The sequence below is a fragment of the Brevibacterium renqingii genome, from assembly GCF_017808095.1.
GTDB lineage: Bacteria > Actinomycetota > Actinomycetes > Actinomycetales > Brevibacteriaceae > Brevibacterium > Brevibacterium renqingii.
Genome location: NZ_JADBHG010000001.1, coordinates 663833 through 677255 on the forward strand (window position 1 = coordinate 663833; position 13423 = coordinate 677255).

General features: G+C 69.0%; 11 protein-coding genes. 6 read left to right on the plus strand and 5 right to left on the minus strand.

The window, feature by feature from the left end; all coding sequences use genetic code 11:
- Positions 1-17: 17 nt before the first annotated feature.
- The 4 genes from IIE29_RS02955 to IIE29_RS02970 form a co-directional block, all read right to left on the minus strand.
- Positions 18-629 carry a flavodoxin family protein gene (locus IIE29_RS02955; RefSeq protein WP_209323676.1) on the minus strand — a complete coding sequence of 204 codons (612 nt, stop codon included), beginning with the start codon at positions 627-629 and terminating at the stop codon, positions 18-20.
- A gap of 67 nt (positions 630-696) precedes the next feature.
- Positions 697-2799, minus strand: a complete 2103-nt coding sequence (locus IIE29_RS02960; protein WP_209323677.1) for a CocE/NonD family hydrolase — start codon at positions 2797-2799, stop codon at positions 697-699.
- A gap of 10 nt (positions 2800-2809) precedes the next feature.
- On the minus strand, positions 2810-4090 hold the full coding sequence (locus tag IIE29_RS02965; RefSeq protein ID WP_209323678.1) for an ATP-grasp domain-containing protein: 1281 nt from the start codon (positions 4088-4090) through the stop codon (positions 2810-2812).
- Between the two features lie 403 nt (positions 4091-4493).
- Complete coding sequence (locus IIE29_RS02970) at positions 4494-5462, minus strand: glycosyltransferase family 9 protein (protein ID WP_209323679.1); 969 nt, start codon at positions 5460-5462, stop codon at positions 4494-4496.
- A gap of 57 nt (positions 5463-5519) precedes the next feature.
- Here IIE29_RS02970 and IIE29_RS02975 point away from each other — a divergent pair, with 57 nt between their 5' ends.
- From IIE29_RS02975 to IIE29_RS03005, 6 genes are read left to right on the plus strand one after another with little or no spacing between them, the layout of a single operon-like run.
- Complete coding sequence (locus tag IIE29_RS02975) at positions 5520-6071, plus strand: D-glycero-alpha-D-manno-heptose-1,7-bisphosphate 7-phosphatase (RefSeq protein WP_425491429.1); 552 nt, start codon at positions 5520-5522, stop codon at positions 6069-6071.
- On the plus strand, positions 6065-7183 hold the full coding sequence (locus tag IIE29_RS02980; protein WP_209323680.1) for a glycosyltransferase family 9 protein: 1119 nt from the start codon (positions 6065-6067) through the stop codon (positions 7181-7183). The genes IIE29_RS02975 and IIE29_RS02980 overlap by 7 nt, the downstream gene beginning before the upstream one ends.
- Positions 7180-8223 carry a glycosyltransferase gene (locus IIE29_RS02985; protein ID WP_209323681.1) on the plus strand — a complete coding sequence of 348 codons (1044 nt, stop codon included), beginning with the start codon at positions 7180-7182 and terminating at the stop codon, positions 8221-8223. The genes IIE29_RS02980 and IIE29_RS02985 overlap by 4 nt, the downstream gene beginning before the upstream one ends.
- A gap of 13 nt (positions 8224-8236) precedes the next feature.
- The gene (locus tag IIE29_RS16755; RefSeq protein ID WP_246475654.1) at positions 8237-10171 is read left to right on the plus strand and encodes a glycosyltransferase; all 1935 of its coding nucleotides are present in this window, start codon (positions 8237-8239) and stop codon (positions 10169-10171) included.
- A 13-nt stretch (positions 10172-10184) separates the two neighbouring features.
- Positions 10185-11585 (plus strand): PfkB family carbohydrate kinase, encoded by a 1401-nt coding sequence (locus IIE29_RS03000; protein WP_209323682.1) that lies wholly within the window; start codon positions 10185-10187, stop codon positions 11583-11585.
- 59 nt (positions 11586-11644) lie between these two features.
- Positions 11645-12334: an SDR family oxidoreductase gene (locus IIE29_RS03005; RefSeq protein WP_209323683.1), complete on the plus strand. Its 690-nt coding sequence runs from the start codon at positions 11645-11647 to the stop codon at positions 12332-12334.
- A gap of 8 nt (positions 12335-12342) precedes the next feature.
- On the opposite strand, the gene IIE29_RS03010 is transcribed toward IIE29_RS03005, so the two are convergent.
- Positions 12343-13416, minus strand: coding sequence for a glycosyltransferase family 9 protein (locus IIE29_RS03010; protein WP_209323684.1), 1074 nt, complete (start codon positions 13414-13416; stop codon positions 12343-12345).
- Positions 13417-13423: the final 7 nt, after the last annotated feature.

Sequence of the window (13423 nt, forward strand, 5' to 3'; positions counted from 1 at the left end):
GGACTGTGCACGGGGACTCAGACAGCCGGGTACTGCTGGTGGGCCAGAAGGGAGCCGAGGTGCGCGGCATTGGCCGCCAGGGTCTTCGTGGTCGTGACGACGGCTGTCGGGGTGACTTCGAGATCCTTGAAGTCCTGGGAGTTCATCGCCTCGGAATTCCAGTAGGTCGACCCCTGCGCCGGGATGGTGAAGCCGATGTCGTTGAGCGCCTGATGGGAATCGGCGATGATCTTGTGCGCGCCGTCTTCGTTGCCGACCACGGCCACGACCGCGATCTTGCCGAACATCACGGGCCGCCCCCGATCGTCGGTGTTCGACAGTTCCGCGTCCAAGCGCTCGAGCACGCGCTGAGCCACACTCGACATGTGGCCCAGCCAGGTCGGCGTGGCGAATACGAGGATGTCCGAGTTCCTGATGCGCTCGGCGATCTTCGGCCATTGGTCCCCGTCGCCCATATCCGCCTCGACCCCGGGCCGGATGTCGTGGTCGACGACCCTGATGGCCTCGCCCTCGACTCCGTGTCGGCCCAGTTCGTCGAGGACCTGAGCGGCGATGAGGTCGCTGCTGGAGTCGAAGGGCGAGGGTTTGAGCGTGCAGACGAGTGCCGTCGCCTTCAGTGCGGTATCCATGTGCTCACGCTAGGACCGTCGTCCGCGCAGCGACAAGAGACCTCGGTGCCCAATGCAAACCTCCGCCTCAGAGGTGGTCACGCGGAATCTCTGTGTTCCAGTTCTGCGAGTAGATCCGCTGGTAGCCGAGGTCGCCGTTGAGTTCGAAGGCGTCGAGTTCGGCCGCGATGTGGAAGTTCTCAACGGTCGAGGTCAGCACCGTCCGGGTCTGGACTTCGATGCCCCAGCTGCCGCGCTCCATGCGACGCAGGGTGCTCGTCTCGCCCTGCACCGAGTTCACCTCGTTCCAGCGGAACCTGTACCACTCGTCGGTTCGGCGGCGGATCGTCGTGCCGGTCTCGTCGAGGCGGAACGCGCCCTGGTCGTTGATGATCTCTAGCGTCGAGACATCGGTGGCGAGGTCGCGGATGACCCGCCACTGGTGGTCGCCGGTCTCGAGGTCGGTCGTCTCGAGCTCGGGGGCCGCCTCGGCGTCGCCGAAGTCCCGGAGCCGTTCGTCCTCTCGGCGCGGAGGGCGCACCGGCAGCTCGAGGGTGCACTGTTCGGGGTGGAAGGTGACCGCGGCAGGCGCCGGTGAGGGCCACACCAGCGGCCAGTACGAGGTCGAGACGGACAGTCGCATTCGGTGTCCGGCGGGGAAGACCTGGGCGATGCCGTTGAGCGGGATCGTGATCCGATACTTCCTGCCGGGTTCCAGAGCCTCGGGCTCCTCGCTGCCGTCCCGGTGCGTGAGGTTGAGGATCCCATACGTCACGCGGGTCGCCTCGCCGTCGGGAAAGACATCGGACAGGCGCACGGCGAGCAGGGCATTGGGGCGGTCGGCGGAGACGAGGAACGAGCATTCGCCGCGACCGCAGATCTCGACGTCCTCCTCGAGGGGCTCGGTGTCGAAGACCAGAGCGCCGCCGTCCTCCTCGCGCTGGTCGAAGGGCAGATCCGGCGCGGCCGCGTAAGACGCCCATTTGCCCGCGAACAGTCCGACGCTCAGCGGTGACTGGAGTGTCAGTTCCGTCGAGAGCTCATCGGCCGGATCCTCGTCCGCTGCACCGGCCGAGTTCCCCGTTTCGGGGGACGCCATGGCGGACTCCGTCGATTCGGTGGGGCTGAGCCTGCCCTCGCTCAGCCGCAGCCGCCAGGGGCGCAGCCGGTCCGAAGGCCATTCGGGTTCCCCGACCCAGCGTCCCGGCCGCTCGGAGTAGGAGGAGCGGGGGGTGATGCTGTCCTGCATCCATACTCTGAGCATCGGCTCGTCCATGATCCCGGTGTCCTGCCCCTTGAGCCAGTGGTCGAACCAGCGCACGACCTCTTGGAGGAAGCCGATCGTCGGGCCGGGCACTCCCAGATGCGGGTACTTGTGCCCCCACGGCCCGATGAGTCCGCGGCGAGGCACATCGAGATGCTCCATGAGTCGGAAGATCGCGTTCGTGTAGCCGTCGGCCCACCCGCCGACGGCCATGACCGGGCAGTCGATGGCCGAATAGTCCTCGGAGACCGAGGCGTGCTGCCAGTACTCGTCGCGGCGCTGGTGGCCCAGCCAGTTCTCAAGCCACAGCCCGCTGCCGGACAGCCGGTCGAGCCACATGTCCCGCCAGCGATCGCCGACGATCTCGGGGTCCGGCGGGAGGCTGTTGAACGCGAACATCACCGTCGCTTCGGAGAGGTTGTCCGACAGGAGCGCGCCCCCCATGTAGTGCATGTTGTCGACGTAGAGATCGTCCGTCGCCGAGGCGGAGATGATCGCTCCCAGCGCCGGCGGGCGGCGCGCGGCCACCTGGAGACTGTTGAACCCGCCCCAGGAGATCCCCATCATGCCGACATTGCCGTCGCAGTAGGGCTGCTGGGCCAGCCAGGCGATGACGTCCTCCGCATCGTCCTGCTCCTGGGAGCAGTACTCGTCGAGCAGCAGCCCGTCGGAGTCCCCGCTTCCGCGCAGATCGACGCGCACGCTGACATAGCCGTGGCCTGCGATATAGGGATGGTTGAGGCTGTCTCGGCCCCGGCTGTTGTCGCGTTTGCGATACGGGATGTATTCGAGCACCGCCGGCAGGGGCGTGCTCTCGGCCTCGACGGGGATCCACAGTCGGGCCGCCAGACGGGCGCCGTCGCGCATCGGGATGAAGACGTTCTCGATTGTGCGAACGTCATAGGGGAAGTCGTCGATGGTCCTCACTTCAACCTCCTCAGCTGAATTCGAAGTCCAGTTCGTCGAGTATGTTCTCGTACTTCTCGTCGAGCTCGTCAAGATCGGAAGCCCCGAGGTAGAGCTTGCCGAGCACATACCGATAGCTGTCCTGCCCGGTCATCTCCGAGAGCCGCTCCCCCGGTCCGACGTCGATCGTGGCGACGGTGCCGGGATAGCGGGAGCGCAGCCTCAGCAGCGAGTCCTCATCGGGCACCTTCGTCACCACAGCGTCCTCGTCGTGCAGGATCTTGAACTGTCCGGCCACGGCGAACTCGCCCTCTCCCTTCGGCATGCGCGGTTCCATGTCGAGGGCGATGTCCACGGCCACCTGATGATTGGAGACGCCGTCGACCTTGGCGAAGAGGTCGCTGTGCGACTGGCTGATACGGGTGTTGAACTCGATGAGCCACAGCTTGTCGCTGTCCTCGTCCCAGATGAATTCCGAATTGAAGCAGCCGTTGTCGAAGCCGATGTGCTCCATATAGCGGCGGGTGTACTCGATCGCCCGCTCCCGGATCTCCTCGGGTGTGCTCTGCGCCGGATAGGTGAGCCGGTCGAAGCTCATGTTGTCTGCGTCCTTGCGCATGTCGAAGAGACCGTGGACGGCGAATTCCCCTCGGTGGACGCTGCCTTCGGGTGCGATCTGCCGGCCGACGACGAGCTCCTCGGCGATGCACGCATTGCCTCCGAACTCCTCGAGCTCCGGCGGCAGCTCGACTCGCGAGAGCACGGCGTCGAAGGCGTCGCCGACGTTTCTGATCTCGTCCCTGATCTCGTGCAGAGCCTCGGTGAATGTCTCTGCGTCTCGGATCTCGAAGCCGAGCTGGGAGGAATGGGACTTCACAGGTTTGACCCAGAACGGGAATTCGAGATCGATGGAGTCCAGCGCCGCGTCGTCGAAGGGGTCGAAGACCGCGAAACCGGGAGTGCATTCGGGAACGCAGCGCCTCTGCTCGAGTCTGCTCCAGTATTTGTGCTCGCATTTGAGGATGCTCTCCAGGCTCGGTGCGGGCAGACCGAGTTCCGCAGCCAGCACCGGGGAGATCACGCTCACCGGGAAGTCCCAGTGCGGGATGATCGCATCGACCTCGTCGGGGAAGGCGTTGAGCTCTTCGCGAGCCGCTGTCAGCAGGCTGCCGAAATCGATCGTGCCGACGTCGACGAGTGCGTCGTAGCTGAGCAGGCCGCGGAAGTTCATCTCCTCCGCTCCCCTGATGGTCTCGAGCTCCCGACGCTGGACATCGGTCAGTCCCGGAACGAACACATTCTTCTTCCTCATACCTGCATCCCAACTTCGACGACGGTCTTCCCCAAGAAGCCAAACAACCGCAGGCGACTGCGCGCAATGAAGGCCGAGGCCTCATATTCGATCCCCGCGGTCCCGGCGTTGCGCCAGCCTTCCCGGTGCCTCTCAGACATCACCGCCTCGAGGGGGTCGAAGAGCTGCTGCACCGCTGTGTCCAGGAGCTTCGTCCGCCAAGAGGGCCGGCGACCATAAGCCGACTCAGCAGAATCCACAACCCCTCTTGAGAAGCAGCAGGAGCGGCTTCATGTTGGGTTCAGAAGCCGAGGTCAACGCGGCCGAACATGGAATCTCTCCACGAGTGTCGAAGCACGACCGCCGAGGCGGGGAGAACCCGTCGTCGACAGAGGAAAGGAGCACGGAGATGAGCCAGCGCCTGTCACAGGCCGAGGGCGTCGAGTGCGTCGATCGCCTCTCGGGCCGTCACGGCCAGCAGCGCCGGGTCCGGGCTCGAGGCGAAGGGATCGCCTCGGCGCAGCTCCTCGTGTGTCAGCACCACGTGGGGACCTTCGGGAGGTCCCCAGTTGAGGACGCGAGCGGGACCGAAGATCACCGCCGAGGGGCGGCTGAAGGCGTTCGCCAGGTGAGCCGCTCCGGTATCGGCGCTGACGACGACGTCCGCGGCGGCGATGCTCGCACAGAACTCGCCGAACGTCTGAGCGCCGGCCGCAACGCGAAGACGGGAACCGTCGCTGCGCAGCGGCCTGGCCTCCGCGATGAGCTCGGCGGCCTGCTGAGCTCGCGGTCGTTCGGCGCCGGAGCCCGTGAGCACGACGTCATGGCCGCGCCTCAGCAGTTCGACTCCGACGTCGACGAATCGTTCGATCGGCCACAGTCGGCTCACCTGGGAGGCGCCGACGTGGACGACGGCGGCCGGGGAGGGCAGTGCGACCGGAAGCGCCGCCGGATCGATGCGCAGATCCTCGGCATCGGCCTCCGCTCCGAAATGCGCGAGCATCTGCGTCCAGCGTCGGCGCTCATGCACGTCCTCGATCCATTCGGGACCGCACCAGCCGGGAGCGGCATGGCCCCACCGCAGCGCGGCATCGAAGGATTCGAGCCAGATGTGGCTGCTCGGACCGCGGCCGTGCAGATTGACCACGCAGCCCACGGGGGCGTCGAACACTTCCTTCCGCTGCTCCGGCGGAGCGCCGATGTCCTCGGGACCGACCGGCAGGATCTCGTCGACGCATCCGATCGCGGCGATGAGAGGGCGCAGGTACTCGGGGCAGGCGAGCACGAGCTCGGAGTCCGGGAACGCCGTTCGCAGACCTCGCAGGGCGGGAACCGCGACGAGCAGATCGCCGATCCCGAGAGCGCGCAGCGCCAACACGACGTCCCTGGCCATGGCCTCCGCCTTCCGTCCGCGATCCTCTTCGATCGTGACGATACCCTCATCCGCGACGTGCCGTACAACGGCGATCCCGAGCGAGTCGTCGCAGCCGACACGGCTGCCGAGGCTGTGGCTCTCGCCCGCGCCGCGGGAGTCCCCATCGGGGTCATCAGCAATCAGTCGGGCATCGGCCGCGGACTCATCTCCGCCGACCAGCTGCACGCCGTCAACCGTCGGGTCGACGAGCTGCTCGGTCCCTTCGACGTGTGGCGCCACTGCCCGCATCTGCCCGAGGACGGCTGCCGGTGCAGGAAGCCGGCAGCGGGAATGCTGCTCTCGGCCGCAGAGGAACTCGATGCGCCCATCGCCGAGGCAGTGATGATCGGCGATATCGGAGCCGATGTCCTCGCTGCCCGCGCCGCCGGGTGCCGGGGCATCCTCGTGCCGACGCAGCGCACGCTGCCCCAGGAGGTCTCCGCCGCCGAGACGGTCGCCGCCACCTTGCTCGAGGCCGTTCGTGCGGCCCTCGGCCGGAGCGCGGAATCTGCTCGAGACGACGCGCCGGCCCACTCGGAGCTCGGTGCCGATGCGGACCGCGAGTTGACGGGAGGCGCGCCATGGTGAATAAGCACGTCCTCGCCGTCCGCCTCGACAGCATGGGCGATCTCCTCGTGACGAGTCCGGCCCTGCGCGCCATCGCCGCTGCCGACGAGGTCGGGAAGCTCACCCTGCTGTGCAGCCCTGCGGTCGCTTCCACTGCGCGCCTGCTGCCCGGGGTCGACGAGATCGAGACCTGGTCCTGCCCCTGGATCGTCTCTCCCGCTCCGGCCGTCGAGGCCGAGGACCTCCAGCGGCTCATCGACGTCCTCACCGTCGCCGATATCGACGAGGCGGTCGTCTTCACCTCCTTCCACCAGTCCGCGCTGCCGACGGCGATGGTCCTCAGACTGGCCGGCATCTCCAGGATCACCGCCGTCTCCGTCGACTACCCCGGAAGCCTCCTCGACGAGCGGATCCGACCCGGGTCCGAACTGTCCGAGGATCTGCCCGAGGTCGAACGCGGATTGGCGATCGCCGCCCGCGCCGGCTTCGGACTGCCCGACGACGATGACGGACGCCCCCGGGTCGTCGGCGTCCGCGGAGAAGCGGCCCGCCAGTGCCCGGCGGAGACCCGGATGCTCAGGGGCGAGCGCCTCGTCGTCGTCCACCCGGGCGCGAGCGTTCCGGCCCGGCGCTGGTCGCCCGAGCACATGCGCGAGACCGTCACCGCCCTCGCAGGGCAGGGATGGACCGTCGCCGTCACGGGCACACCCGATGAGCGTCGGCTCACGGACTTCGTCGCCGGGACCGCGGGCATCGACCTCGGCGGACGGCTCGACGTCGCCGGCCTTGCGGACCTGCTGGCGTCCTGCGAAGCGATCGTCGTCGGCAACACCGGACCGGCGCATCTCGCGGCCGCTGTCGGCACCCCCGTCGTCAGCCTCTTCTCCCCCGTGGTGCCGCCTGTCCGCTGGCTTCCCTACGGCGTCGACGTCGAGATGCTCGGTGACCAGAGCGCCGCCTGCCGCGGCACACGTGCCAGGGACTGCCCGGTGTCCGGGCACCCCTGCCTGAATTCCGTCAGCGCCGAGGATGCGGTCTCCGCCGTCCACCGGCTGCTGGCCCGCCGGCCGGCCCTTCCGGAAGAAAAGGAATCTTTCCCTACGTCAGCACACGAAGTCAGGAGCAGCTCATGAGAATTCTGCTGTGGCACGTCCACGGTTCGTGGACGGACGCCTTCGTCAGAGGAGGCCACGACTACCTCCTCCCCACCGATCGGGAGCGCTCCGCCTGGGGTTTGGGCCGCGGCGGCCGCGAATGGCCGAACGCCCGTGAGGTCGCCATCGACGCCCTGAGCGCCGAAAACTTCGACCTCATCATCGCCCAGCGCCCGGAGGAACTCGACGAGATCCGCAATCGCTTCGGGATCACGCCCGGAGTCGATGTGCCCACGATCTTCGTCGAGCACAACACTCCGCGGGCGACGGTGCCCGACAGTCCGCACCCGCTGGCCGGTCAGCAGGACGTCCCCATCGCCCATGTCACCCACTTCAACGCCCTGATGTGGGACTGCGGGGATACGCCCGCGACCGTCATCGAGCACGGCATCAACGATCCGGGGCCGCTCTACACCGGCCGGCTCCGGCGCCTGGCGTTCGTCGGCAACGAACCGGTGCGGCGGCGCCGGGTGCTCGGCACGGACATCCTCGAGCAGGTCTCCTCCCATGTTCCCGTCGACGCCTTCGGCATCGGCACCGAGAAGCTGCTCGACTCCCAGCATGAGCCGAGCGGTCTCGGCAAGGTCGATGACAGTCCGATCACTCCATACGGAGATCTGCCGCCGCAGGTCCTCCACCCGCTCGTCGCCGAGCGCCGCGCCTACCTCCACCCGGTGCGCTGGACCTCCTTGGGCCTGTCCCTGCTCGAGGCCATGCACATGGGCATGCCGGTGCTCGCCCTGGCGACGACCGAGGCGATCCGGGCCGTTCCTCCGGAAGCGGGGATGCTCACCACCGAACCGCGCGAGCTCATCGACATGGCCGTCCATCTCATCGACGACCCCGAGCTCGCCGCCGACATGGGCCGACAGGCGCGAGCGCATGCTCTCGCCCACTACGGCCTCGACAGGTTCCTGCGCGACTGGGACGAACTGCTCGAGGCGGTGGTCTCCCACGGGCCCTCCGCCGCACGGTCCTACGCCCACCGCGACCCGACCCGCCACATCCAGACCGTCTGACAAGGAGAGACCAATGCGCATCTCGATGATCTCGGAACATGCCAGCCCCCTGGCGCCGCTGGGCAGCGTCGATGCCGGCGGACAGAACGTCCACGTCGACAAGCTCGCCGCAGAGCTCACCGCCCGCGGTCACGACGTGACGGTCTTCACCCGTCGCGACTCACCCGAACCGGCCGATGTCGTCGTCATGGACTCCGGCACCCGTGTCGTCCACATCTCCACCGGCGAGGACAGCCACGTTCCCAAGGACGAGCTCCTCGACCACATGCCGTCCCTCGGCCGGGGAATCGCCGAATACTGGCACAGCTATGCCGAGGCCCGACCCGATGTCGTCCATTCCCACTTCTGGATGTCGGCACTGGCCGGCCGGGCCGCCTTGGAGTCCGCTCACCTGCCGGACGTGCCGCTCGTGCACACCTACCATGCGCTGGGCACGGTCAAGCGCCGCTATCAGGGCAGCGCCGACACCAGCCCCGGCGGCCGCATCCGCCTCGAGCGCACGATCGGCGAGGACGCGGCACGGATCATCTCCACCTGTGAGGACGAGAAGGGCGAGCTCGCGAGGATGGGCATCGACACGAGCAAGGTCGATGTCGTCCCGTGCGGCGTCGACCTCGGCGAGTTCACGCCCGGCGACGGTCCCACCGACCCGCCGCGGATCGTGTGTCTCGGTCGCCTCGTGCCCCGCAAGGGCATCGACCTCGTCATCCGGGGACTGGCGAAGCTGCATCGCGCCGGCCGGACCGATGTCGTCCTCGACGTCATCGGCGGCAGCGCCGACGGCGGCGAATTCGCCGCCGATCCCGAAGTCAGGCGCCTGCGGGACCTCGCTGCCGAACTCGGCGTCGAGGAGCACGTCCGCCTCCGCGGGCACATGGACCGCTCGGACATCCCGGCCGCGGTCCGCGGCGCCTCCGTCGTCGCCTGCACCCCCTGGTACGAGCCCTTCGGCATCGTCCCGCTCGAGGCGATGGCCTGCGGGGTCCCGGTCATCGCGGCTGCGGTCGGCGGACTGCAGAACACCGTGGTCGACGGCACCACCGGACTGCTCATCCCGCCGGGCGATTCGGGGGCCTTCGCTGCGGCCGCCGAGCGCGTGCTCTCCTCCCCGGACTTCGCCCGCTCCCTCGGTGCGGCCGGCATCGAACGTGCGCGGCAGGGCTACACCTGGGCCCGCGTCGCCGAGGCGACCGAGGCCAGCTACGAGCTGGCCCGCGGTGAGCAGGAGACGGGCTGCGACGAGCTCTTCGCCTCCCGCAGCCGCTCGACGGCGCCCGCCGGCGGCGACGTCCTCGAAGCGCAGCTGTCCGGAGTGGAATGCGCCGTGGACTCCCTGCGCGAACAGCTGCCGACGATGCGGCGGTGGAGCGAAGCGCTCGCGCAGACTCTGGCCGCCGGCGGGACCCTCTTCTGTGCCGGCAACGGCGGCTCCGCCGCAGAGGCACAGCATCTGAGCGCCGAGCTCGTCGGCCGGTTCTCCGGGGAGCGTCCGGCGTACTCGTCCATCGCGCTGAGCACGGATTCCTCGGCGGTGACCGCGATCAGCAATGACTACGGATTCGACAGCGTGTTCTCACGCCAGATCGAAGCGCATGCCAAACCGGGCGACATCCTCATCCTGCTGAGCACGAGCGGTCGCAGCCCGAACCTCGTCCGCGCCGCCGAGGCGGCGAACCGCATCGGCGCGACGACCTGGGCGCTGACCGGCCCCGGGACGAGTCCGCTGACAAAAGTCTGCGACTCCTCGGTGAGGATCGACGCAGCCGCACCCCATGTGCAGGAGGCCCACCTCATGGCCGTCCACTGCCTGTGCGCGGCATTCGACGACAACGTCGGCAGACTCGCCACGGCGCTGCCGGAGCCGGCGCCGGGCATCACTCCCGCTCGGCCCTCGAGCCCTCCGCTCACCGGCCTGCGCCCGACGGCCGCAGTCGGCGCCCGACTCTGAGAGAGGACGGACCATGAAGATCACAGTTGTCGGGGACACCCTCCTCGACGCAGACGTCCACGGCAGCGCCCGACGGCTGCTGCCGGACAATCCGGTCCCCGTCGTCGATGTGGACCACACCGATCATCGCCCCGGCGGGGCCGGCCTGGCGACCCTGCTGCTGGCCGCGGCCGGGCACGAGGTCACCCTCGTGACGGTGCTCGGCAACGACGAGAACGCCGAGCGCATCGAGACCGCGCTGCCCTCGGTCGACGTCGTCGCCGCCCGCCTCGAGGCCCCGACTCCCGTCAAACGGCGGCTGCTGGCCGAGGGACAGCTCGTCACCCGCATGGACGAGAACTGCTCCGAGGCCGGAGTCGAGGTCACCGAGGAGATGCTCGCGTGCGTCCGCAGCGCGGAGGCCGTACTCGTATCCGACTACGGTCGGCACCTGAGCGAGGACACCCGGCTCCGTGCCGCGCTCGAAGAGGCGGCGGCGAAGGTTCCCGTCGTCTGGGATCCGCACCCGGCCGGCGGCGCGCCCGTCGCGGGTGCTGCGGCAGTGACCCCGAACTTCGCGGAGGCGCTGACGCTGACCGAGAATCCCCACGGACCGGAGACGAGCGTGCCCGAAGCGCACACTGCGGCCGAGGCGCTCCTCGAGCGCTGGCAGTCGCAGGCGGTCGTCGTCACCCTCGGCGCCAGAGGCGCGCTCACGCTCGAAGCCGGTGCCGGAGCGCGCTTCTCTCCCACGCTGGGCCCCACCACCGGTGACGCGTGCGGGGCCGGCGACTGCTTCGCAGGCTGCCTCACAGCCGGACTGGCGGCCGGCACCGACCTCATGGACGCCGTCGACCGCGCCATCGCGGAGACGGGCGAGTTCATCGTCCGCGGAGGCGTCGACGCGCTCACGCGGGCCCAGGAGTCCGAGACCGCCCTGCTCGGGACTCACGAGGAGCCGGGCGCCGCGAGCCCGGCCGTGCAGCGAGCGCGGGCGGTGCGGGCCCGCGGAGGCACCGTCGTCGCGACCGGAGGCTGCTTCGACCTGCTGCACGCCGGCCACGTCCGGGCGCTGAGTGCGGCGCGGAGGATGGGCGATACGCTCATCGTCCTGCTCAACTCCGATGAGTCCGTCCGCCGGCTCAAGGGGGCCGAGCGTCCGATCGTCGGCTCGGGCGAACGCGCCGAGCTGCTGCGGGCCCTCGACTGCGTCGACGACGTCCTCGTCTTCGAAGAGGACACCCCCGTGTCGGCCCTCGAGCAGATCCGGCCCGACATCTGGGTCAAGAGCGATGACTACCGGCATGCCGACCTCGAAGAGGCGGAGGTCCTCACCCGCTGGGAGGGGCGCATCGTCACCGTGCCCTTCGTCCCCATGCATTCGACCTCCAACCTCGCCGGCGCGCTGCGCCGACTGGACTCTTCGGCGGTGTGAGCGCAGCTCCTCACCGTCGTCGCACGCTCGCGGAATCACTGCAGAAAGGAACCCCATCCATGAATCTCGAGAACAGCAGGATCGTCGTCACCGGAGGCGGCTCCGGGCTGGGAGCCGCCTGCACCGAGGCCATCGCCGAGGCGGGAGGCGAGCCGATCGTCTTCGACCTCGCCCCCGTCGCAGGCAGCCACCGCAGCGTGAGCGTCGACGTCACCGACCGACAGTCGGTGGAGAGCGCCGTCGCCGAGGTGGCCGAAGCCGGCGGCGGGATCGACGGGGTCGTCACGGCCGCCGGGATCGACATTCCCGGTGACCTCGACGAAGTCGACCCGGACCAGTGGGAGAAGGTCATCGGCGTCAATCTGCTCGGAACCGTGTCGACGGTCCGCGCCCTGCTGCCCCACCTCGAGGCCAACCGCGGCCGCGTGGTCACGGTGTGCTCGACGCTGGGGCTGCGCGGAGCGGGCGGAGCGACCGCCTATGCCGCCTCGAAGTTCGGCGTCCGCGGCTTCAGCCAGGCTCTGGCCGCGGAGATGGTCGGCCGGGTCGGGGTCACGAACCTCATCCCCGGCGGAATGAACACGAACTTCTTCGAGGGGCGGGACGAACGCTTCGCGCCCGGTGACCGGAGCCGTCTCAACGATCCCCGCGATGTCGCCCGCACCGTCGTCTTCGCACTCACCCAGCCGCCGCGGGTCGAGATCCGCGAAGTCCTCGTCGCCCACGAGGGTGAGGACTCATGGCCGTGATCTCGTCCTCAGTGTCCTGCGGCGAGCGCGCGGATCTCGTCGTACACGCTCTCCGGGACCACCTCGGCGACAAGGGAGGGATCATGCGTGCAGCGTTCGGCCGTCCAGCCGACCTGGGTCACATCGACCCCGCAGACCGGGCACCGGGTCACCCAGGACATGAGGACCCGGTGCCGGCGGCGGCTCAGCGGGGCGGCGTTGAGCGCGTTGCCCACCCAGTAGATGCCCACGGTCTTGGCTCCGGCGGCCGCCGCCAGATGCCGGGGACCGCTGTCGTTGCCGACGACGACCTCGGCGCAGGTGAAAGCCCCGAGCAGTTCGGCGAGGCTGAGGCGACCGGCATGCGAGTCCACCCTGTCGCCGAATTCGGGGGCGAGCCGGGCGCGTGCGGCATCGACGATGGCCTGGGCGTCCGCGACGTCCTCGTCCGCACCGACGAGTGCGACGCGCCAGCCGTCCTCCACGGCGACGACGGTCAGCTGGGCGAAATGCTCGACCGGCCAGCGCCGGCGGGGATCGGTGGCGCCAGGGTGGACGACGAGGAGAGGCTGCGGTCCCGTCCCGATGATCCGCTCGGCGGCAGCGGTCTCCGCCGCCTCGACGGAGATGACGGGTTCGACCCGAGCAGTGCTCGCCCCGGCCAGACCGACGACTTCGAGCGCCCGCAGCATCTCATGCTGGTAGTACACGTACGGCAGTGCGCGCTCGAGGTCGGGCGCATCGGGAGTCTTCGTTCCGATGGTGTGCTCCGCGCCGAGTCGCAGGAGGAAGGGGTTCGAGTTCTTGCCCCCGCCGTGCAGCTGCACGGCGAGGTCGAAGCCGCGTGCGCGCATCCGCGCGAAGAACCTCTCCTGCTCCTCGGATCCGTCGAGCAGCGGCTCGGCCACGCAGACCTCGGAGATCGGACCCGATCGACCCTCCAGCAGACGGCGGTGGAGCTCGCTGCCGATGAGGGTGATCGCGGCCTGCGGATAGGCGGCCTGCAGAGCCGTGAGCGCCGGGTAGGCGAACATCAGATCGCCGAGTCCCCCGCCGCGGACGACCGCGATCCGCTCGACATTCGGAAACACATCCTCGACCATCGCCGCC

Coding starts and splice junctions, on each gene's coding strand:
- IIE29_RS02980 (WP_209323680.1), top strand. CDS start 6,065: ATGGTGAATAAGCACGTCCTCGCCGTCCGCCTCGACAGCATGGGCGAT.
- IIE29_RS03010 (WP_209323684.1), bottom strand. CDS start 13,416: ATGGTCGAGGATGTGTTTCCGAATGTCGAGCGGATCGCGGTCGTCCGC.
- IIE29_RS16755 (WP_246475654.1), top strand. CDS start 8,237: ATGCGCATCTCGATGATCTCGGAACATGCCAGCCCCCTGGCGCCGCTG.
- IIE29_RS03000 (WP_209323682.1), top strand. CDS start 10,185: ATGAAGATCACAGTTGTCGGGGACACCCTCCTCGACGCAGACGTCCAC.
- IIE29_RS02970 (WP_209323679.1), bottom strand. CDS start 5,462: ATGGCCAGGGACGTCGTGTTGGCGCTGCGCGCTCTCGGGATCGGCGAT.
- IIE29_RS02955 (WP_209323676.1), bottom strand. CDS start 629: ATGGATACCGCACTGAAGGCGACGGCACTCGTCTGCACGCTCAAACCC.
- IIE29_RS03005 (WP_209323683.1), top strand. CDS start 11,645: ATGAATCTCGAGAACAGCAGGATCGTCGTCACCGGAGGCGGCTCCGGG.
- IIE29_RS02985 (WP_209323681.1), top strand. CDS start 7,180: ATGAGAATTCTGCTGTGGCACGTCCACGGTTCGTGGACGGACGCCTTC.
- IIE29_RS02965 (WP_209323678.1), bottom strand. CDS start 4,090: ATGAGGAAGAAGAATGTGTTCGTTCCGGGACTGACCGATGTCCAGCGT.